Here is a 19,280-nt window from a genome sequence, read left to right as displayed (position 1 = left end):
AAGATATATCTCGTTACGAGAGCGGTGTTCGTGGACGCGGAGCGGTGTTCACTAGCATGGGCGGAACAGCGGGAGGTCCTTCATGACGCAGCCGGACATGCCCACACCGCCGTGGGAGCGTCCGCCCAGGCGACGTACGCCGGCCAGGGTGCCCCTCACTCGCGAGCGGATCGTCGACGCCGCCTACACGATCCTCGACCGTGAGGGCTACGACGGGCTGAGCATGCGCCAGGTGGCCGCCGAACTCGGCGTCGCCGTCTCGGCGCTGTACGTGCACGTACGTGACAAGGACGAGCTGCTGCAGCTCATGTACAACCGCACGTTCGAGGGCTACGAGATTCCGGAGCCCGACCCCGAGCGCTGGCGGGAGCAGGTCATGGACTTCGCCCGTCAGGCGCGGGAGCGGCTGCTGAGCCATCGCGACCTGGCGAAGATCACGATGGCTCACGTTCCGTTCACACCCGAGCTGCTCCCCTACGTCGAGCGGCTGCTGGCCGTCCTCGGCGCCGCCGGGCTGCCGCGGCCGGTCCTGGCCATCTCCGGCGACCTGCTGTCCACGTACATCAACGGGTTCGCGCTGGAGGAGAGCCTCTGGCAGGAGCGCTACCGCGAGACCCACGACTCGTGGCACAAGCTGCGCGACGAGGTCAACGCCTACTTCGCCTCGCTGCCGCCCGACCGGTTCCCGAACCTGGTGCGGCTCGCCGACATCATGATGGACGAGTCGAACGACTACCGGTTCGAGCTCGGCGTGGAGATCATCCTGCGCGGTCTCGCCTCCTACGTCGGCGAGCCGGACCCCGACGAGGAGCACGAGGCGAGCTGAAGGAGAGCTAGGCGACCTCGCGGATCCGCGGCGCGAGCAGGACCGGCAGGTGGGCGAGCGTGTAGACCCCGCAGGCGGCCCAGAACGCGACGCGCACCCCGGCGAGCTGACCCAGCGTGCCCGCCAGCAGGCCGCCGAGCGGCATCGGGCCCCACATCAGGAACCGCATGGTGGCGCTCAGCCGGCCGAGCAGGTGCGGCGGGCAGATCGACTGGCGGTAGGCCCCCTGCGCCACGCTGAACACGGTGGTCGCCACCCCACTGGCCGCCAGGGCCACCGGCAGGATCAGCAGGCGGGGCCCCGCCGCCGTCAGCGCCAGCGGGGCGGTGCAGACGGTGGCCGCCCACGCCGCGGCGTACATGGCCCGGCCCGTGCCCAGGCTGGCCGCGACCCGCGGGGCCAGCCAGGCGCCCGCCACCCCGCCCACCGCGCCGGCCGACAGCAGCATGCCGTACGTGCCGGGGCTGGCGCCGACCTCGCGGACCAGGTAGAGCGGCACTGTCGCCGACCACAGGCCGAACGACAGCATCATCAGCGCCCCGACCGCGGCGACCCGGCGCAGGACGGGCTGCCCGGCGACGAACAGAAGCCCCTCGGCGATCTCCGGCCACAACCGGCCCCCGCCCCTGACGGCCCTTCCCCCGGGTCTCTCGTCCGCACGTACGCCGAGGAGCAGCAGCGCGGACCCCGCGTAGCTGAGGGCGTCGGCGACCACGGCGATCGGGGCGGTGAGCGCCTGCACCAGCCAGCCGCCGATCCCCGGGCCCGCGAGCTGCGCGAGCGACTGGTTCGCGGCGAGCGTGCCGTGCCCGCGGGCGAGCTCCTCCCTGCCGACGATGGACGGGAGGTAGCTCTGGTGGGCGACGTCGAAGAAGACCGTGCACAGCCCGTTCACCAGGGCCACGGCGTACATCTGGGGCAGGCCGAGCATGCCGAGCACGGCCGCGCCAGGGACCGACAGCAGCGCCAGCGCGCGGACCGCGTCGGCGGCGACCAGCACCGGACGGCGCCGCATGCGGTCCACCCAGGCTCCGGCTGGCAGGCCGACCAGCAGGAACGCCACCATCTCCGCGGCGGTGAGCAGCCCCACCTCGAACGGGCTCGCGTGGAGGGTGAGCGCCGCCGTGAGCGGCAGGGCGACCAGGGAGACCTCGCTGCCGAGCTTGCTGATCGCGTCCGCACCGGCGTATCGCCGGAAGTGACGCACGCGCCACAGGCTTCTCGGTGCCGCCTCGGTCATGGCGGGACATGCTGGCAGCCGGAAGATCCACTGGTCAAAGGATTATTTCGCCCGCGGCGGTAGGCTGGCGGCGTGCAGGCGACCGTGCAGAGCTTCGACCCCACGACCCGCTCGGGCTGGGTCTTCCTCGACGACGGCACCCGGATCCCGTTCGACGGCGAGGCGTTCGGCGCCGGGCCGCTGCGGCACCTGCGCCCCGGCCAGCGGGTCGCCCTCGTCATGGCGGACGGCCGCGTCACCTACGTGACGCTCTCCACGTTTCCGACGCCCTGAGTTTCCGGCCTCCTCGACGTCAGGCCGCTTTGTTCGCTCCTCCGTCGATCATCAGGTTCGCGCCGTTGACGCTCGCCGCGTGCGGTGAGGCGAGGTAGGTCACGAGGGCCGCCACCTCGGCCGGTTCGATCAGCCGTCCCGTGGTCATGCCCGCTCTGGCCGGCAGCCCGGCCAGCAGCTGGTCGAGCGGCACTCCCAGCGCCGCCGCCAGCTCGGCGCCGTAGCCGTCGGGCGCCTCCCACATCGCGGTGCGGACCACGCCGGGTGAGACCGTGTTCACCCGCACCCCCTGTGGTCCGAACTCCTCCGCCAGGGCCTTGCCGAACGCGTTGAGCGCCGCCTTCGCCGTGGTGTACGGCATCGGACCCACGTGCGGCGTCCGGGCGCCGTTCGAGGAGATGTTCACGATCACGCCGCGGCGGCGCAGGATGCCGGGCAGCGCGGCGCGGGTCGTGCGGACGGCGGCGAAGAAGTTGAGCCCGAACCACGAGAGCCACTCGTCGTCCGCGAAGCCGAGGAATCCCCGGACGCCGTTCGCACCGGGGTCCCCGCCCCCCACGTTGTTGACCAGCAGGTCGAGGTCCTCCCCCAGCTCGGCGACCGCGCGCTCGACCAGGTGCGCCGGGGCCTCGGGCGTCGAGAGGTCCACCGGCACGGCGATCGCGCCGGTCTCCTTCAGCTCCGCGGTGACGTTCCGCGCGGCCGCCACCACGCGGACGCCCTCCGCGGCGAGCGCGGCGACGATCGCCAGCCCGATGCCACGGCTGGCGCCCGTGACCAGCGCCGTACGTCCCGTGAGTCCCATGTCCATACCGGTTCCCTCCGCACTATTCGCGACTTCGATGATGCGAAGAACCTATTACTCGCTACATAGATGTTGCAAGTAGTGAGCCAACGGAATCCCCCCGGTAGCATGTAGGGGTGCCAGCAGCCCAGCAGTCCCCGCAGCTCGGGAAGCGTCCGCTCCGGGCCGACTCCGAGCGGACCGTGCGGACGATCCTCGAGGCGGCCGAGCGCGTGTTCGCCGCCAATCCGGCGGCGACCATGGAACAGGTCGCCCAGGCGGCCGGAGTCGCCCGCACGACCGTCCACCGCCGTTTCGCCACCCGCGAGGCCCTGGTGGAGGAGCTCACCGGCTGGGCCGCCCGCCAGTTCGCCGAGGCCGTCGCGTCGGCACACGTGGACAGCACCCCGCCCCTCGTCGCGCTCTACCAGGTCACCGCCAACGTCCTGCGGGTGAAGACGAACTGGTGGTTCGCCATGAGCCGTACGGGCGACCGCGCCCACCCCGAGGCCGCCCGCGTGCACGAGGAGGTCCGCGACGACTGCGAGCGGCTGCTCCGCCGGGCCCGCGAGGCGGGCGTGCTGCGTCCCGACGCCGATCTCGGCTGGACCCGCCGCGTCTACTACGCCCTCATCCACGAGGCCGCCGCTGAGGGCGTGGCCGAGGGCGGGGAAGCCGAGGCCCTCGCGACCCGGGTCGTGGACGCCCTGCTGCGCGGTTTCGGCTCCCCCACGGCGCCGGTCATCGCCTGACCGGCCGCCCGCAGGCCGCTCTCCCGTTTCCGTCCTCCTGACCTGGGCGGGGTTTGACCCGATCACGCCGCCGGGGTTCTACTGGAGAGGCTCTGACGCGTCGCCGCACGACTACGAGGAGGTGGTCGGGATGACTTCCGGCAGTAGTCCGCAACCATCCCATCCCGTCGCCTTCCCCGGCGCGACGCGAAGCTCCGGCGTCGTCGAGGCGGTCGCCGCCCGCTGTCACGCCAGGTGACGGGTTCTGATCCGTGCCGGATGCCCGGCACGAGACAGGAGGTCCGTCATGACGATCACGATTTCCGTTCCGTTCACGCTGCCGCAGGTCCTGCGCCGGACGGCCCGTGTCCTGTTCCCCGTCCTGATGCCTCTCGCCCTCGCACTGGTGGGTTCCGCCGACGCCGGTATCGGCCTGCAGGTGGCGCTGGAAATCGTGCTGCTGGTCCTCCGGCACCTGCTGCGGGCCTGAGGGGTCGAGGCGGCCTGAGGGGCCGAGACGGCGGCTACGCCCTCACCCGGCCGGCCTGGGACTCCAGGTAGCGCTGCTCGGCCATGCTGGCGGTGGCCTTCGCGGCCCGCCGGTAGTGCTCGTACGCTCCGGCCCTGTCGCCGGTCTTCTCCAGCAGATGCGCGCGCACGGACAGCAACCGGTGATGCCCGGCCAACCGCTCGTCACCGTCCAGCGTGGACAGCAGGGCCAGCCCGGCCTCCGGGCCCTCGATCTCGGCGAGCGCGATCGCCCGGTTGAGGGTGACCATCGGGTTGGGCGCGATCCGCTCCAGGATCAGGTAAAGGGCGTGCACCTGCGGCCAGTCGGTCTCCTCGGCGGTGGCCGCATCGGCGTGCGTGGCGGCGATGGCGGCCTGCAGCTGGTAGGGCCCCAGCGCCGGGCCGGCCAGCGCCGCCTTGATCAGCTCGACGCCCTCGTCGACCAGCCCGCGGTCCCACTTCGTGCGGTCCTGCTCGTCCAGCGGCACCAGATCGCCGGCCGGGGTCGTACGCGCCTCCCTGCGGGCGTGGGTCAGCAGCATCAGCGCGAGCAGCCCGGTGACCTCGCCGTCGCCGGGCAGCTGGGCGTGCACCATCCGGGTCAGCCGGATCGCCTCCTTCGCGAGGTCGGCGCGGTGCAGCTCGCTGCCCGAGGAGGCGATGTAGCCCTCGTTGAAGATCAGGTAGAGCACGTGCAGGACGACCAGGAGCCGCTCCTGGAGCTCCGCGCCGTCCGGCAGGCCGAACGAGCTGCCGGCGGCTTTGATGCGCTGCTTGGCCCGGCTGATCCTGGCCGCCATCGTGGCCTCCGGCACCAGGAACGCGCGGGCGATCTCGGCGGTGGTCAGGCCGCCCACCGCCCGCAGCGTCAGGGCGACCTGGGAGGCCGCGGTCAGCGTGGGATGGCAGCACAGGAAAAGCAGGACGAGCGTGTCGTCGGTGTCCGGCACGTCCTGCGGCAGCACCTCGACGGCGGCCGTCACCGACTCCCGCTCACGGCGCGCGTGGTCGCTGCGCATCTGGTCGATGAGCCGCCGGGACGCCACGGTCGACAGCCAGCCGCGCGGGTTGTCCGGCACTCCCTCGGCCGGCCACTGCACGGCGGCGGCGAGGACGGCCTCCTGCACGGCGTCCTCACACCCCTCGAACTGACCGTGCCGGCGTACCAGCGCGCCGAGGACCTGCGGCGTGAGCTCACGCAGCAGGCCCTCGATGACCGGTGCTGTCATGCCTCCAATTGTCCGTCAGCGAACATGACCTGCCGCACCTCGACGCCGAGACCCTCGATCGCGGTGTCCGGGATCTGCGCCGCCAGCTCGATCGCCCGCTCCTTGCTCTCGCAGTCGATCAGGTAGAAGCCGCCCAGATACTCCTTGGCCTCCAGGAAGGGGCCGTCGGTGACCACCGGCTGGCCGTTGCGCACGGACACCACCGCGGCCTGCGACGGGTCGACCAGCGCCAGCGTGGTGATCATCTCTCCGGACTGCTTCAGCGCCTCGATGAACCTGCCGTGGCCATCGCCGATCGCCGCCTTCTCCTGGTCGGTCAGCGCGTCCAGCACGGCCGGGTTGATGTGCATGCTGATCAGGAACTTCATCTCGTTCTCCTCGTGGTTCGCGAGCCCCCTCCGGGCCCTTCCACCGGTTGGTCGGAGCCGCCGCCGCCGTCTTGACACGTACCCGCGTCAAAAAACTCCCGGCCGCTCCGACCAACCGGCGAGACATCGAGAGAACAGGGAGTTTCGACATGCGAGTCAACCGGGCCTGGCTGGGACTGGTCGTCCTGGCGCTGCCGGCGTTGCTCGTCGCGATCGACGCGACGGCATTGCTCCTCGCGCTGCCACAGCTGAGCGCCGGACTGGGGGCCACCAACGTCGAGCAGCTGTGGATCAGCGACAGCTACGGGTTCATGGTGGCCGGCCTGGTCATCACGATGGGCACGCTCGGCGATCGGATCGGACGCCGGCGGCTGCTGCTGATCGGCGGAGCGGCGTTCCTGGCGCTGTCGGTCGTGGCCGCCTTCGCGGTCAATCCACTGATGCTGATCATCACGCGCGCCCTGCTGGGCGTCGCCGGGGCGACCCTGGCGCCGTCGACACTCGCCCTGATCACCAACATGTTCCGGGACGAACGGCAGCGGGGCAGAGCCATCGCGATCTGGGCGACCTGCCAGTTCACCGGCGGGGCGCTCGGGCCCGTGCTCGCGGGATTCCTGCTCCAGCACTTCTGGTGGGGTTCGGTGTTCCTGGTCGCCGTGCCGGCGATGGCGTTGCTGCTGCTCGCCGGGCCGGTCCTGCTGCCGGAGTTCCGCAGTGACCAGGCCGGCCGGCTCGACCCGCCCGGCGTCGTGCTGTCGCTCGTGGCGGTGCTCCTGATGGTCTACGGGATCAAGCAACTGACCGTCGAGAGCGTGCCGGCCGTCCCGGCGGCGGCCCTCGTCGCCGGCGCGGCCGCCGGCTTCCTGTTCGTACGACGGCAACTGCGGCTGGAGGCGCCGCTGCTGGACCTGCGGCTGCTCCGCAACCGCCCCTTCACCGCCGTTCTCGTCGCGCTGGTCTTCGCCGGTGTCGCCATGGCCGGCACCGGCCTGATGGTGACCCAGTATCTGCAGGGTGTGCTGGGCTTCTCGCCGGTCACGTCGGCGTTGCTGTTCGCACCGATGGGCCTGGGCACGGCGGTCGGCACCATGGCCGCACCGGCGCTGGCCCGCCGGGTGAAGCGGACGACCGCCATCGCCGGCGGGCTGGCGGTGTCGGCGATCGGCAGCCTGCTGCTGATCGGCGCCGGCGGCGCGGGCGCCCTGCCGCCGGTGGTGCTCGGCATCACCGTGCTGGCGCTGGGCACGGGCCCGCTGTTCGCGCTGGGCACCGGGCTGGTCGTCGGGTCCGTGCCGCCGGAGCGCGCCGGCTCGGCGGCGTCGATGTCGGAGACCGGCAACTACTTCGGCGGTTCGCTCGGCCTCGCGCTGCTCGGCGTGGTGGCCGCGGTGGTCTACCGCGGCCGGATGGACGGCACGTCCGACTCGCTGACCGGCGCGGTCGCCGCCAGCCGGCACCTTCCCGCCGTCCAGGGCGCGCACCTGCTGCATGCCGCGCGTGAGGCGTTCACGGCCGGCCTGCATGTCACCGGCGTGGTCGCCGCTGTCGTCTTCGCCGGGCTGGCCGTGCTGGTCCTGGCGATGCGCCCCGCGACCCGGGCCACCGCGTCCGCGGTCCCCGGCTACGAGGCCGGCTACGAGGCGACTCCCTCATAGCGCCCTTCCGGCGGCACCCGCAGCGCGATCATGGCGATGTCGTCCTCGCCCGTCACCGGCATCCGGGTGAGCAGTTCGTCGCAGAACCGGTGCAGGGGTTCGCGGGCGAGCGGCTCCGCCCGCCGCCGCAGCCGTTCGAGCCCGTCGCCGAGGTCCTCTCCCCGCCGCTCGACGAGGCCGTCGGTGTAGAGCAGCAGCGTGCTGTCCGGCGGCAACGGTTCGACGGCGCTGATCCACGGCTGCTCGTGGGAGACACCGAGAAGGGGGTTGCCCGCGTCCTGGAGGAATCGGGTCTCCCCCTCGCCGGTCACCAGCAACGGCGGCGGGTGCCCGGCCACCGAGTACACCAGCCGCCACAGGCCCTCGTCGTCCCGTTCCAGACGGGTCAGGACGCAGGTGGCGGTGCTCTCGCCGTTCAGGACCTCCAGGGCGGTGTTCAGCCGCCGCAGCACGTCGCCGGGGAACTCGTCGCGGTCGACGGCGAGCGCCCGCAGCATGTTGCGCACCTGGCTCATGCTTACGGCGGCGGCCAGGTCGTGCCCGGCCACGTCGCCGATCACCAGCTTGACGGCGCCGCGGGACGACAGGAACGCGTCGTACCAGTCGCCGCCGATCTCGGCGGCGGTAGGGCTCGCCTGGTAGCGCGCGGCGAGCTCCAGGCCGGGGACGTGGGGCGGCTCGGCCAGCAGGCTGTGCTGCAGGGCCAGCGCCACCCGCTGGGTGCGCCGGAAGCGCAGGGCGTTGCCGATGGCGTCGTGCGTGTGATCGAGGATCTGCCCGATCAGATCGATGTCGGCCGGGCTGATCGGCGGCCGGTCCCCGCAGACGCAGGCCGTGACCACGGCCGCGACCTCGCCTTCGACGACGATCGGGAGGACGACCGCGTTGTGCGCCCCGACCTCGGCGATCCAGGTCCTGACCGCCTCCGGGTAGCGGAACGGAGGACGTCCGCGGGGAAAGGATATGTGGGCGGGGCGGCGCTGCCCTACCGCTTGCCGCAGCACCTCGGCGGAGTAGTGCTCCTGCAGCATCGGCAGCCTCGGCAATCCCTCACGTACGGCGCAGCAGAGGCGCTCGGCGACGATGGTGCGCGCGTGCGGAAGGCCGCCGTTCGGCTCGGGAAGCAGGTGGACGTCGCAGGTGTCGGCGAGCTCGGGCACGACCACGTCGGCGAGCGCATGGCACATCTCCTCCAGGTTGGTGATGTCGCTCGCCGCGGCCGCGGCGCGGTCCAGCAGCCGGCGGCGGCGCTCCTCCTGCCACTCCTGCTCGACGTCGGTGGAGGTGCCCACCCACTCCACCACCGCGCCGTTCTCGCGCACCGGCACGCACCGGAACCGGATGTGCCGGTATGCGCCCTCGCGGGTGCGGACGCGGTAGGTCACCTCGTTGAGCGAGACCGGCTGTTCGGCGGCCTTGTCCCACCACTCCTCGGCGTGCGCGCGGTCCTCGGGATGCAGGGCCCGCATCCAGCCGTGGCCGAGACTCTCCTCCGGCGTCTGTCCCGTCAGCCGCTGCCAGCCATGGCTCTCTCTCGACTCGCCGTGCGGGCCGGTCACCCACACCCCGTGCGCGCCCGCCCACACGATGCTCTGGTAGCGGCGCCGGAGGCGGCGCAGCTCCTTCTCCATGGCGCGCATCCGCCGCGTGGCGGCCATCTGCGCCGTGACCTCGTGGACCACCGCCAGCAGTCTCCACTCACCACGCTGCAGGGGCACGCGGGAAAGGCTCATCCGGAAGAGACGCTCCTGTGATCCGTCGCCCCTCTCCACGGTCACGCGGACGTCGTCGAGACGCGCCGTCTCCCCCGTCGCCAGCACTTTGTCGAACACGGCAAAGGTGTCCTGCCCCACGAGGTCGCCGAGGACCTCCCGCACCGGCGCTCCGACCGGCCGATCCCCGAACATCCACCGCAAGGCGTCGTTCGCGTAGAGCAGCCGATGCTCTTTCCCGCCGGTCATCAGGACCGCGACCGGCGCCTGGTCGAACACGTCCAGCGGCACCCGGCCGGACGCGCGTTTTCGCCCTGCTTGTGTCACAGGACCTTGACCGACTTGCACTACTTGTTCCCCCGGACTGACCGTGTGCACGTGATCGAGGGGTCCCCCGCATACGCGCCCTACGACTCGCTTACCTGAGATTACACGCGTTTACCCAGGTCAGACAGGGGAGCCGCGGCCCCGTGCGGCTGCGGCACCGGCCGGGAAACGACGAACGGCGCCCGGGGGCTCCGAGCGCCGTCCACTGGTGCGGGATGAGGCCGGCTACTTCTTCTTGGCAGCCTTCCCACCCGCGTTGACCTGCTCCTTGAAGTCCGCACCAGGCCGGAACCTGGGCGCCCAGCTCTCCTCCACCTTGATCGGATCCCCGGTGGAAGGGTTGCGGGCCGTGCGGGCCGGCTTGTGCACCATCTCGAAGGCCCCGAATCCGGTGATCGAGACCTTGTCCCCGCCCGCGACAGCGCTCTGGATGGCGTCGAGGACGGCGTTGACGGCTTCGGTCGCCGTCTTCTTGTCGCCGACACGATCCGTGATCGCGTCGACGAGTTCTTTCTTGTTCATTTCGGTTTCCTCCCCCTTACGCGCTTGAAATTAGGGGACGAGGTCGCGGGACTTCAATCACCGGGGGGCATGTTTCGCCTGCTCGGCGTGTCGAATGTGCCGTCCAGATAGGCGATGAAGGCGTCCAGCCGGGCGGCCGCATGGGCTATGTCCCGCTTTGCCACGTCACAGATAGCAAGCAGCCGTCGCGCCAGGCGGGCCTGCTCCTCCTGTGGTAAGGCTAACGCTCTGACGCGGCGATGCGCATCACGCAGTCGCCGCGCCAGCAGCTCATCTCGAGTCTGAGGATCGTTCAGACGGTCGTCGGCAGCCATGGCTGCCGTCCATTCTCGTACTCCTCGATGGCGTCCGCGTGACGCAGGGTCAGCCCGATGTCGTCGAGGCCCTCCATCAGCCGCCAGCGGGTGTAGTCGTCGATCTCGAACGAGGCCACCAGATCGCCCGACCGCACCTGGCGCTCCACCAGGTCGACGGTGATCTCCGTCTTCGGGTCGGCCTCGGCCGCGTCCTGCAGGCGCTCGACCACGTCCTCGGGCAGGATGACCGGCAGCAGGCCCATCTTCGTGGAGTTGTTGCGGAAGATGTCGCCGAACCGCGAGGCGATCACGACGCGGAAGCCGTACTGCTGGAGGGCCCAGACGGCGTGCTCACGCGAGGAGCCGGTGCCGAAGTCGGGCCCGGACACCAGGATCGACGCGCCCTCGTACACCGGGTCGTTCAGCACGAAGGACGGGTCCTCGCGCCAGGCGGCGAACAGGCCCTTCTCGAAGCCCGTACGGCTGACCTGCTTCAGCCAGACCGCCGGGATGATCTGGTCGGTGTCCACGTTGCTGCGGCGCAGCGGCACGGCCCGGCCGGTGTGAGTGGTGAAGGCATCCATGATGATCTCTTCCTGGGACTGGGGCGGGCGGACTAGAGGTCGGCGGGGGCGGTCAGCCGGCCGGTCACCGCGGTCGCGGCCGCCACCTGCGGCGAGACCAGGTGGGTGCGCCCGCCCTTGCCCTGGCGGCCCTCGAAGTTGCGGTTGGAGGTCGAGGCGCTGCGCTCGCCCGGCTTCAGGGTGTCGGGGTTCATGCCCAGGCACATCGAGCAGCCGGCCTCGCGCCACTCGGCCCCCGCCGCCTTGAAGACCTCGTGGAGGCCCTCCTCCTCGGCCGCCTTCTTGACCCCCATGGAGCCCGGGACGATCAGCGTACGGGTGACGACCTTGCGGCCCCGCAGGATCTCGGCGGCGGCGCGCAGGTCCTCGATCCGGCCGTTGGTGCAGGAGCCGACGAAGACGGTGTCCACCTGGATCTCGCGCAGCGGCGTGCCCGCGGTCAGGCCCATGTACTCCAGCGCCCGCTCGGCGGCGGACCGCTCGACCGGGTCGCCGAACTGCTCGGGCGCCGGCACGGCGGAGCCGAGCGGCGCGCCCTGGCCCGGGTTGGTGCCCCACGTGACGAACGGCGTGAGGGTCGAGGCGTCGATCTCCACGACCTTGTCGAACTCGGCGTCGTCGTCGGTGCGTAGCGTCTTCCAGTACTCGACGGCCCGGTCCCAGGCCTCGCCCTCGGGTGCGTGGGGACGGCCGCGCAGGTACTCGAACGTGGTCTCGTCGGGGGCGATCATGCCCGCCCGCGCGCCGGCCTCGATCGACATGTTGCAGACGGTCATGCGGCCCTCCATGGAGAGCTTGCGCACGGCCTCGCCGCGGTACTCGACGATGTAGCCCTGGCCGCCGCCGGTGCCGATCTTCGCGATGATCGCGAGGATCAGGTCCTTGGCGGTCACGCCGACCGGCAGCTCGCCCTTGACCTCGATGGCCATCGTCTTGGGCCGGTAGGCGGGCAGCGTCTGGGTGGCCAGCACGTGCTCGACCTCGGAGGTCCCGATGCCGAACGCGATGGCGCCGAACGCCCCGTGGGTCGAGGTGTGCGAGTCGCCGCAGACGATCGTCATGCCGGGCTGGGTCAGCCCGAACTGCGGGCCGATGATGTGCACCACGCCCTGACCGGCGTCGCCCATCGGGTGCAGGCGGATGCCGAACTCCGCGGCGTTCTTGCGCAGCGTCTCGACCTGCGTGCGCGACACCGGGTCGGAGATCGGTCCGAGCACGGTCGGGACGTTGTGGTCCTCGGTGGCGATCGTGAGCTCGGGGCGACGCACGGTGCGGGCGGCCATGCGCAGGCCGTCGAACGCCTGCGGGCTGGTCACCTCGTGGATGAGGTGCAGGTCGATGTAGAGCAGGTCGGGTTCGCCTTCGGCACGGCGTACGACGTGCTGCTCCCAGACTTTCTCAGCCAGTGTGCGACCCATGGTTGTGACGCCTCCTCGCGTTCAGACCCCCGCGGTCGTGTCTCTCATGATGAGACGGAAATATCGGGATATGGACACTGTATCTGCTGTTGCCCAACATTGCGTTTGCATCTCGTATGGCGAGACGGCAGTATCGGGGTATGGACAACTCTAGCGGGGTCGGAGTACTCGACAAGGCGGTTCTCGTACTCAACGCCCTGGAGGCGGGCCCCGCTTCCCTGGCACAGCTCGTCCAGGCGACCGGCCTGGCCAGGCCGACGGCCCACCGGCTGGCCGTCGCGCTGGAGCACCACCGCATCGTCTCCCGCGACACGCAGGGCCGGTTCATCCTCGGGCCCCGCCTGTCGGAACTGTCCACGGCGGCGGGCGAGGACCGGTTGCTGGCCGTCGCCGGCCCGGTGCTCACTCATCTTCGCGACCTCACCGGAGAGAGCGCTCAACTTTACCGGCGCCAGGGCGACGAGCGGGTCTGCGTGGCCGCCGCGGAGCGCGCCAGCGGACTGCGCGACACGGTGCCGGTCGGCTCCGCGCTGCCCATGACCGCGGGCTCCGCCGCGCAGATCCTGCTCGCCTGGGAGGAGCCCGACCGCCTCCACCGCGGCCTGCGGGGGGCGAAGTTCACCGCCGCCACGCTCGCGAGCGTACGCAGGAGGGGCTGGGCGCACAGCGTCGGCGAGCGCGAGCAGGGCGTGGCGAGCGTCTCCGCGCCCATCCGCGGCGCGGGCGGCAAGGTGATCGCCGCGGTCTCCGTGTCCGGTCCCATAGAGCGGCTGACCCGTACGCCCGGCCGGATGCACGCCGCCCCCGTCGTCGCGGCCGCCGAGCGGATAACCGAAGCCATGCGCCGCGCGAACTGATCGGAGAGCGGCGTCCCGGCAGCCCTGGCGCCCCTCCCGCCGGTGTTCGCCCCCGTGGCGTCACCCGGAGCGGCGCCTCGCCGCGCCGCCGCCCACCCACGAAGATCACTCGTAGGCTCCGCCGCGAGCTCCTCCTCCGCCTCGCGATGCACCACTTCGAACACCGCTTCTTCCGGGCAAATCCTGGCGGTCGCGGCACTAGGCTGGCGGGGTGACAGACCGCATCGAGGCAGCCGCCGCTGAACTGCGTCCCCTGCTCCAAGAATTCATCCTCTGGGCGCCGGACAACGCACCCGGCAGCGACCCCGACCTCGTGGGCCCCGTCGCCCTGTGGCATCGGCTGATCGCCCGCAACGACGTCGGGCTGTGGAAGCGCGGCGACCTGCGCACGGTCCTGCTGGAGCGCATGCCCCAGGTGGTCGAGGACCCCGACGCCGCCGCGGACGGCATGGTCCCCGCCGTCCGGGCCTATCTGACCTTCCTGTCGTCCACCGGGCGGCTCTCGCCGGGCTCGGCGTCCCTGGAGACCCTGCTCGCGGAGCTCGACGAGGTCGAGGACGACTTCGTGGACGCGATGGAGGACGCCATCGCCGAGCGCGACTGGGACGAGGAGGAGGACGAGCTCGACGAGGACGAGGCCGACGAGGGCCTCGGCGACTTCGAGCCGTTCGCCGACGAGATCGGCGCCCTGCCCACGATCAGGCTGCGTCCTGACAACGAGCTGGCCGAGGCGGCCCGCGGGGTGACGCTCATCGCGCAGGCCCGCGACCTGGCGCTGTGGGTCGGCACCGGGCGCAAGGTGGGCGAGGAGACGCTGCTCACCGAATCCGAGGTGGACGAGGCGGTGCGCACGCTCGGCCTGCCCGACGCGCGCAACATCTGGAACCTGTGGAACCTCGCGATCGACCTGGAGTTCCTCGCCCCCGACGGCGACGACACGGTCAGCGTGGACTCCGACACCGCCGCCTGGCCCTTCGAGGACGACGACGACGTCCTGGACGCCTGGATGCTCGGCCTCCACTCGCTCGACTACGGCGACCCTGAGCTGGACGACGACGACCTCACGCTGGCCCTGTCCGGACTGACCCGCGCGCTGCTGATCCGCGTGCTGCTGGCCGGCGGCACGCGGCCGGTGCCCTCGCTGCGCGAGGAGCTGGCCGAGGCCGCGGCGGAGTACGACGACCTGGGCGCCGACGCCTGGGCCGCGGCCGGCGACCCGCTCGCCTCCGTGCTCGCCTGGCTGACCGGCTACGGCATGGTCACGGTCGAGGGCGAGGCGGTGACCCTGACGCCGCTCGGCACGGAGGGCCTCGTCCACCTGCTGGACGACGAGGACATCGAGATCGACGCCCGGCCCGCTATCGACGCGATGACCGCGCTCGACCTGCTGTCGTTCAGCGCCGACATGTCCGAGGAGGAGGCCGACGAGGAGTTCGCCGCATGGCTCGCCATGCGCGACCCGGCGCGGGCCGCCGCCGAGCTGCTCGAAGCCGCCGCCGAGGAGGAGGCGGACGCCCTCGTGCGGGTCCAGGCCGCCAGCCTGGTGGGCTCCCTGGGCGAGGCCGCCATCCCCGCCTGGCAGGAGGCGCTGAAGGAGCCGTCGCTGCGGCCGTACGCCGCGACGCACCTGACCCAGATGGACGTCGAGGACGCCCCGGAGCCGACCCAGGCCGACACCCACTGGCTGATCCTCGACATGTGGACGATCTCCGCCGGGCTCGGCCGGCCGGAGTTCGTGTCCAGCCTGCACGACATCGGCCCGGCGCAGACCCTCATCGGGCTGCTCGACGTGATCTGGAAGGTCCACCACCCCCACATCGAGGAGCTGCTGGACCTCATCGGCGAGACCCACCCGGACAAGCAGGTGGTCAAGGCCGCCAAGCGGGCGCTGTTCAAGGCGCGGTCGGGACACTAGCGGCTCGTCGAGGCCGGGGTGGCGGCGGACACCGCCGCCCCAGCCTCGCCCGCCGCTGCCGTCACGTCAGGATGACCGACCCGGGCGCGCGGACTTAGTCTGGTCGCGTGACCCCGATCTCACCCATGGTGAGCGCTGTGGCGTGGTGGCAGCCGGCCGTCGATCTCGCCATCGCGCTCGTGCTGTCGGCGGCCATCGGGCTGGAGCGGGAGATCCGGCAGAAGAGCGCCGGGCTGCGCACCCACACGCTGGTCGGGTTCGGCGCCGCGTTGTTCATGCTCGTGTCCAAGCACGGCTTCTCCGACATCCTCGGCGACTCCGTGGTGCTCGACCCGTCGCGGGTGGCGGCCCAGATCGTCTCCGGCATCGGCTTCATCGGCGGCGGGCTGATCTTCGTACGCCGCGACGCGGTCAAGGGGCTGACCACCGCCGCAGCCGTGTGGCTCACCGCCGGAGTCGGCATGGCCGCGGGAGCCGGCCTCTGGCTGCTCGCCGTCCTGGCCACGGCGGGGAACTTCGTCGTGATGCTGGGGCTCACCCCGCTGGCCGCCCGCCTCCCCCGCTCCAAGCACGCCCAGTCGCGACTGCGCCTGTCGTACGCGGACGGCCGGGGCGTGCTGCGCCGGGCCCTGGCCGAGTGCACGGGCCTGCGTTTCGTGGTCGACGAACTGTCGCTTGAACAGCGCGGCACGAGCCAGGAAGCCGGCACGGTCACGGTCACCCTGCTGATCCACGGCCCGGGCTCGATCGCGGACCTCACGAGCAGGCTGGCCGAGACAGAGGGCGTGCTCACCGTCGCCTGCGCCGACGCCGACTCCCAGCATTTCTAGACAGCCGGATAGAGCCCGAGCTGCGCGAGCAGCTCCAGCTGGTCGAAGTAGACCTGGTAGCTGACCACGAGCCCCATCTGGACCGTGACGATCTCGCAGGAGCGCAGGACCATGCGCCGGCCCGTCGCCTGGGCCTCCTCTCCGTCCGGCAGCAGCAGCAGGCCCTTGTGCGTGCCGGTGAGCGTGACCTCGTCCACCGCGCAGTCGCCGACGTCGATCGTGCGCCACGTAGACCGGCGGTAGTCGGGGAAAGCGCCGAAGAACCGCGTCAGATAGGACCCGATCTCCTCAGGCCCGTCCGCCGTGCCCTCGGGGCCGACGAGCGCGCACCCCGGATCGAACAGCCGCTTCGCCCCGTCCACCTCGTGGGCGTCAAAAGAGGCGGCCCATCTGGTCCATGACCTCCCGTGCCGGTGTCACCGCGTCCATCACCCCCGCCCGGTCACTTCCCAGCGTAGGCCGCGGGGCTCGGGGCTCCTCACACCGTCATGCCTCCGCCCGCGCAGCGGGCCATGAGCAGGGCGCGGCGTCCCCGGCGGCGTCCTGAACGGCAAAAACCCCCGGCACGGGGAAGTGCCGAGGGTCTTCGATGATGTAACAGCCCCCGACCGGATTCGCGCCCGCGCAGCGGGCCATGAGCAGGGCGCGGCGTCCCCGGCGGCGTCCTGAACGGCAAAAACCCCCGGCACGGGGAAGTACCGAGGGTTTCCGATGATGTAGCCCCGACCGGATTCGAACCGGCGCTACCGCCTTGAGAGGGCGGCGTCCTAGGCCACTAGACGACGGAGCCGAGTGCAGTGAAGTAGTCCCGAGCGGATTCGAACCGCCGTTACCGCCTTGAGAGGGCGGCGTCCTAGGCCACTAGACGACGGGACCTTGCACTGCGCTGTTTCCAGCAGAATCCCTTGGGGGGATCCAGCTGGGGTACCAGGACTCGAACCTAGACTAACGGAGCCAGAATCCGTCGGGCTGCCAATTACCCCATACCCCATCTGCTTGCGGGGGCCTCGCGGCTCTCGCTTGCGACTCCGAAAGAATAGCCCAGCTTGCGACCCACTACCAAAACGATTGCGGCGCGCCTCGCGATCTCGTGATCCGATCGCCCGTACGCAGGGCCGATCCCCCTGGTGGAGGAGGCCGGTCCTCCTGCGCGCAGGGCCGGATCCTCCTGTGCGAGGCTGGGGGAAACGTCAGCACCACGTGAGGAGCCGCCAGCCATGACCACGGCCGCGAACCCCTTCCTCAGCCCGAGCACCCTGCCGTACGGGCTGCCCCCCTTCGAGGAGATCAGGGAGGAGCACTACGCGCCGGCGTTCGAGCAGGGCATGGCCGAACAGCTCGCGGAGGTCGAGGCGATCGCCGAGAACCCGGAGCCCCCGACCTTCGAGAACACCATCGAGGCGCTGGAGAGGTCCGGCGCCCTGCTCGAACGGGTCTCCGCGGCGTTCTTCAACCAGGCGTCCTCCGACACGACGCCGGGCGTCCAGGAGATCCAGAAGGACGTCACGCCGAAGCTCGCCAAGCACGCCGACGCGATCCACCTCAACGCCAAGCTCTTCGCGCGCATCCAAGCGGTCGAGACGGCCGACGAGGAGCAGGCGTGGCTGCTGAAGCGCTACCTCACCGACTTCACCCGTGCGGGCGCCACGCTGGGCCCGCAGGACCAGGCCAGGCTCAGGGAGATCAACGAGCGGTTGTCGGCCCTGGGGACGGCGTTCCAGCAGAACCTGCTCGCCGACACCAACGAGCGGGCGGTGGTGGTCGAGGACGTCGCCGAACTCGACGGGCTGTCGCAGGACGCGATCCAGGGGCTCGCCGACCAGGCCAGGGAGCGCGGGCTGGACGGCAAGTATCTGATCACGCTGGTCCTGCCCACCGGGCAGCCCACCCTGGCCGAGCTGACCAACCGGTCCCTGCGTGAGCGGATCCACCGGGCCTCGGTCGGGCGCGGCGCGGCGAACGCCGAACTGATCAAGGAGATCGCGGTCCTGCGCCGGGAGCGCGCACGGCTGCTGGGCTACGAGAACCACGCGGAGTACGTCCTGGCCGACCAGACGGCGGGCACGACCCAGGCGGTCACCGAGATGCTCGACCGGCTCGTGCCGCCCGCCGTGGCCAACGCGCGCAAGGAGCAGGCGGACCTGGAGGAGCTCGCCGGCCACCCGATCCAGCCGTGGGACTGGGCGTTCTACTCCGAGAAGGTACGCAAGGCCCGCTACGACATCGACAGCAGGCGCATGCGGCCGTACTTCGAGCTGAACACCGTGCTGGAGAAGGGCGTCTTCAACGCGGCCTCGCGCCTGTACGGCGTCACCTTCCACGAGCGCTCCGACCTGTACGGCTACCACCCCGAGGTGCGGGTCTTCGAGGTGCGCGACGAGGACGGCTCCCCGCTGGGCCTGTTCCTCGGCGACTTCCACGCCAGGGCCTCCAAGCGGGGCGGGGCGTGGATGAACAGCCTGGTGAAGCAGTCGGGCCTGGAGGGCACCAGGCCGGTCGTGGTCAACAACCTCAACATCGTCAAGGGTGAGCCGGCCCTGATGACGTTCGACGAGGTCAACACCATGTTCCACGAGTTCGGCCACGCGCTCCACGGGTTGTTCTCCGACGTGCGCCACCCCCGGTTCTCCGGCACGGCGGTGCCGCGCGACTTCGTCGAGTACCCCTCCCAGGTGAACGAGATGTGGGCGACCCATCCGGAGATCCTGGCCGAGTACGCCCGGCACCACGAGACGGGTGAGCCGATGCCGCAGGACCTCGTCGACCGGATGCTGGAGACGCAGAAGTTCAACCAGGGCTTCGCCACGCTGGAATACCTGGCCGCCACCCTGCTCGACTGGGCCTGGCACACGGCGTACGACGGCGAGCAGGACGTGGAGGAGTTCGAGAGGTGGGCGCTGCGGGAGGCCGGGGTGGACCTGCCGGCCGTCCCGCCGCGATACCGCAGCATGTACTTCGCCCACATCTGGGCGAGCGGCTACAGCGCCGGCTACTACTCCTACATCTGGAGCGAGGTTCTCGACGCCGACACCGTCGAATGGTTCAACGAGAACGGCGGGCTGCGCCGGGAGAACGGCGACACCTTCCGCCGGGCCCTGCTGTCCCGGGGCGGCAGCGTCGACTCGATGACGGCGTTCCGCGACTTCCGGGGCCGCGACCCGGAGATCACTCCCCTGCTGGACCGCCGCGGGCTGCTGTAGCGG

General features: G+C 71.2%; 18 protein-coding genes, 3 tRNA genes and 1 pseudogene. 9 read left to right on the top strand and 13 right to left on the bottom strand.

Going from position 1 to position 19,280, the window contains the following annotated elements:
- Positions 1-82: 82 nt before the first annotated feature.
- On the top strand, positions 83-826 hold the full coding sequence (locus ACIBK1_RS22770) for a TetR/AcrR family transcriptional regulator (RefSeq protein WP_030506054.1): 744 nt from the start codon (positions 83-85) through the stop codon (positions 824-826).
- 7 nt (positions 827-833) lie between these two features.
- Here the strand turns inward: ACIBK1_RS22770 and ACIBK1_RS22765 are convergent, their stop codons facing one another.
- Positions 834-2,066 (bottom strand): MFS transporter, encoded by a 1,233-nt coding sequence (locus ACIBK1_RS22765; RefSeq protein ID WP_396737496.1) that lies wholly within the window; start codon positions 2,064-2,066, stop codon positions 834-836.
- A 72-nt stretch (positions 2,067-2,138) separates the two neighbouring features.
- On the opposite strand from ACIBK1_RS22765, the gene ACIBK1_RS22760 reads away from it, so the two are divergent.
- Entirely contained in the window at positions 2,139-2,339 is a 201-nt protein-coding gene (locus ACIBK1_RS22760) for a hypothetical protein (RefSeq protein ID WP_030506056.1), read from the top strand.
- 19 nt (positions 2,340-2,358) lie between these two features.
- Here the strand turns inward: ACIBK1_RS22760 and ACIBK1_RS22755 are convergent, their stop codons facing one another.
- Positions 2,359-3,150 (bottom strand): SDR family NAD(P)-dependent oxidoreductase, encoded by a 792-nt coding sequence (locus ACIBK1_RS22755; RefSeq protein WP_030506057.1) that lies wholly within the window; start codon positions 3,148-3,150, stop codon positions 2,359-2,361.
- Between the two features lie 110 nt (positions 3,151-3,260).
- Between ACIBK1_RS22755 and ACIBK1_RS22750 the strand changes: the two genes are divergently transcribed.
- The gene (locus tag ACIBK1_RS22750; protein WP_030506058.1) at positions 3,261-3,875 is read left to right on the top strand and encodes a TetR/AcrR family transcriptional regulator; all 615 of its coding nucleotides are present in this window, start codon (positions 3,261-3,263) and stop codon (positions 3,873-3,875) included.
- Positions 3,876-4,161: 286 nt separating this feature from the next.
- Complete coding sequence (locus tag ACIBK1_RS22745) at positions 4,162-4,344, top strand: hypothetical protein (RefSeq protein ID WP_030506059.1); 183 nt, start codon at positions 4,162-4,164, stop codon at positions 4,342-4,344.
- 34 nt (positions 4,345-4,378) lie between these two features.
- Here the strand turns inward: ACIBK1_RS22745 and ACIBK1_RS22740 are convergent, their stop codons facing one another.
- Together ACIBK1_RS22740 and ACIBK1_RS22735 are read right to left on the bottom strand one after the other, a co-directional pair.
- Positions 4,379-5,593, bottom strand: a complete 1,215-nt coding sequence (locus tag ACIBK1_RS22740; protein ID WP_396737492.1) for an RNA polymerase sigma factor — start codon at positions 5,591-5,593, stop codon at positions 4,379-4,381.
- Positions 5,590-5,961, bottom strand: a complete 372-nt coding sequence (locus ACIBK1_RS22735) for a YciI family protein (protein ID WP_030506064.1) — start codon at positions 5,959-5,961, stop codon at positions 5,590-5,592. The genes ACIBK1_RS22740 and ACIBK1_RS22735 overlap by 4 nt, the downstream gene beginning before the upstream one ends.
- A 149-nt stretch (positions 5,962-6,110) precedes the next feature.
- On the opposite strand from ACIBK1_RS22735, the gene ACIBK1_RS22730 reads away from it, so the two are divergent.
- Positions 6,111-7,616, top strand: coding sequence for an MFS transporter (locus ACIBK1_RS22730; RefSeq protein WP_396737489.1), 1,506 nt, complete (start codon positions 6,111-6,113; stop codon positions 7,614-7,616).
- Here the strand turns inward: ACIBK1_RS22730 and ACIBK1_RS22725 are convergent.
- The 5 genes from ACIBK1_RS22725 to leuC all read right to left on the bottom strand — a co-directional run bounded on the left by ACIBK1_RS22725 (position 7,595) and on the right by leuC (position 12,475).
- A complete protein-coding gene (locus ACIBK1_RS22725) occupies positions 7,595-9,655 on the bottom strand; it encodes a SpoIIE family protein phosphatase (RefSeq protein ID WP_231513744.1) in 2,061 nt (686 codons plus the stop codon). The genes ACIBK1_RS22730 and ACIBK1_RS22725 overlap by 22 nt on opposite strands.
- A gap of 225 nt (positions 9,656-9,880) precedes the next feature.
- Positions 9,881-10,177 carry an HU family DNA-binding protein gene (locus ACIBK1_RS22720; protein ID WP_030506067.1) on the bottom strand — a complete coding sequence of 99 codons (297 nt, stop codon included), beginning with the start codon at positions 10,175-10,177 and terminating at the stop codon, positions 9,881-9,883.
- 53 nt (positions 10,178-10,230) lie between these two features.
- Positions 10,231-10,491: an SCO5555 family protein gene (locus tag ACIBK1_RS22715; RefSeq protein ID WP_081903261.1), complete on the bottom strand. Its 261-nt coding sequence runs from the start codon at positions 10,489-10,491 to the stop codon at positions 10,231-10,233.
- Positions 10,470-11,057: a 3-isopropylmalate dehydratase small subunit gene (gene leuD / locus ACIBK1_RS22710; RefSeq protein ID WP_396737485.1), complete on the bottom strand. Its 588-nt coding sequence runs from the start codon at positions 11,055-11,057 to the stop codon at positions 10,470-10,472. Before leuD ends, ACIBK1_RS22715 begins: the two co-directional genes overlap by 22 nt.
- A 32-nt stretch (positions 11,058-11,089) precedes the next feature.
- Positions 11,090-12,475, bottom strand: a complete 1,386-nt coding sequence (gene leuC / locus ACIBK1_RS22705; RefSeq protein ID WP_030506069.1) for a 3-isopropylmalate dehydratase large subunit — start codon at positions 12,473-12,475, stop codon at positions 11,090-11,092.
- Between the two features lie 140 nt (positions 12,476-12,615).
- Here leuC and ACIBK1_RS22700 point away from each other — a divergent pair, with 140 nt between their 5' ends.
- The 3 genes from ACIBK1_RS22700 to ACIBK1_RS22690 all read left to right on the top strand — a co-directional run bounded on the left by ACIBK1_RS22700 (position 12,616) and on the right by ACIBK1_RS22690 (position 16,077).
- Positions 12,616-13,332, top strand: a complete 717-nt coding sequence (locus ACIBK1_RS22700; protein ID WP_030506070.1) for an IclR family transcriptional regulator — start codon at positions 12,616-12,618, stop codon at positions 13,330-13,332.
- A 211-nt stretch (positions 13,333-13,543) separates the two neighbouring features.
- On the top strand, positions 13,544-15,247 hold the full coding sequence (locus ACIBK1_RS22695) for a hypothetical protein (RefSeq protein ID WP_396737482.1): 1,704 nt from the start codon (positions 13,544-13,546) through the stop codon (positions 15,245-15,247).
- A gap of 107 nt (positions 15,248-15,354) precedes the next feature.
- Positions 15,355-16,077 (top strand): MgtC/SapB family protein, encoded by a 723-nt coding sequence (locus tag ACIBK1_RS22690; protein ID WP_396737479.1) that lies wholly within the window; start codon positions 15,355-15,357, stop codon positions 16,075-16,077.
- Here ACIBK1_RS22690 and ACIBK1_RS22685 read toward each other — a convergent pair.
- From ACIBK1_RS22685 to ACIBK1_RS22670, 4 genes and pseudogenes are all read right to left on the bottom strand, one after another.
- A pseudogene (locus ACIBK1_RS22685) lies at positions 16,074-16,460 on the bottom strand (ester cyclase); the annotation flags it as partial. The gene ACIBK1_RS22690 and the pseudogene ACIBK1_RS22685 overlap by 4 nt on opposite strands.
- A 334-nt stretch (positions 16,461-16,794) precedes the next feature.
- A tRNA-Glu gene (locus tag ACIBK1_RS22680) sits at positions 16,795-16,867 on the bottom strand.
- Positions 16,868-16,880: 13 nt separating this feature from the next.
- Positions 16,881-16,953 (bottom strand) — tRNA-Glu (locus ACIBK1_RS22675).
- 43 nt (positions 16,954-16,996) lie between these two features.
- A tRNA-Gln gene (locus ACIBK1_RS22670) sits at positions 16,997-17,068 on the bottom strand.
- A 226-nt stretch (positions 17,069-17,294) separates the two neighbouring features.
- On the opposite strand from ACIBK1_RS22670, the gene ACIBK1_RS22665 reads away from it, so the two are divergent.
- Complete coding sequence (locus ACIBK1_RS22665; protein ID WP_396737476.1) at positions 17,295-19,277, top strand: M3 family metallopeptidase; 1,983 nt, start codon at positions 17,295-17,297, stop codon at positions 19,275-19,277.
- The last annotated feature ends 3 nt before the right edge of the window (positions 19,278-19,280 follow it).

The sequence above is a fragment of the Microbispora rosea genome (genome assembly GCF_044460045.1).
GTDB lineage: Bacteria > Actinomycetota > Actinomycetes > Streptosporangiales > Streptosporangiaceae > Microbispora > Microbispora rosea.
Note: the sequence above shows the minus strand (reverse complement) of the source record. Positions and strands in the feature narration are given on the sequence as shown.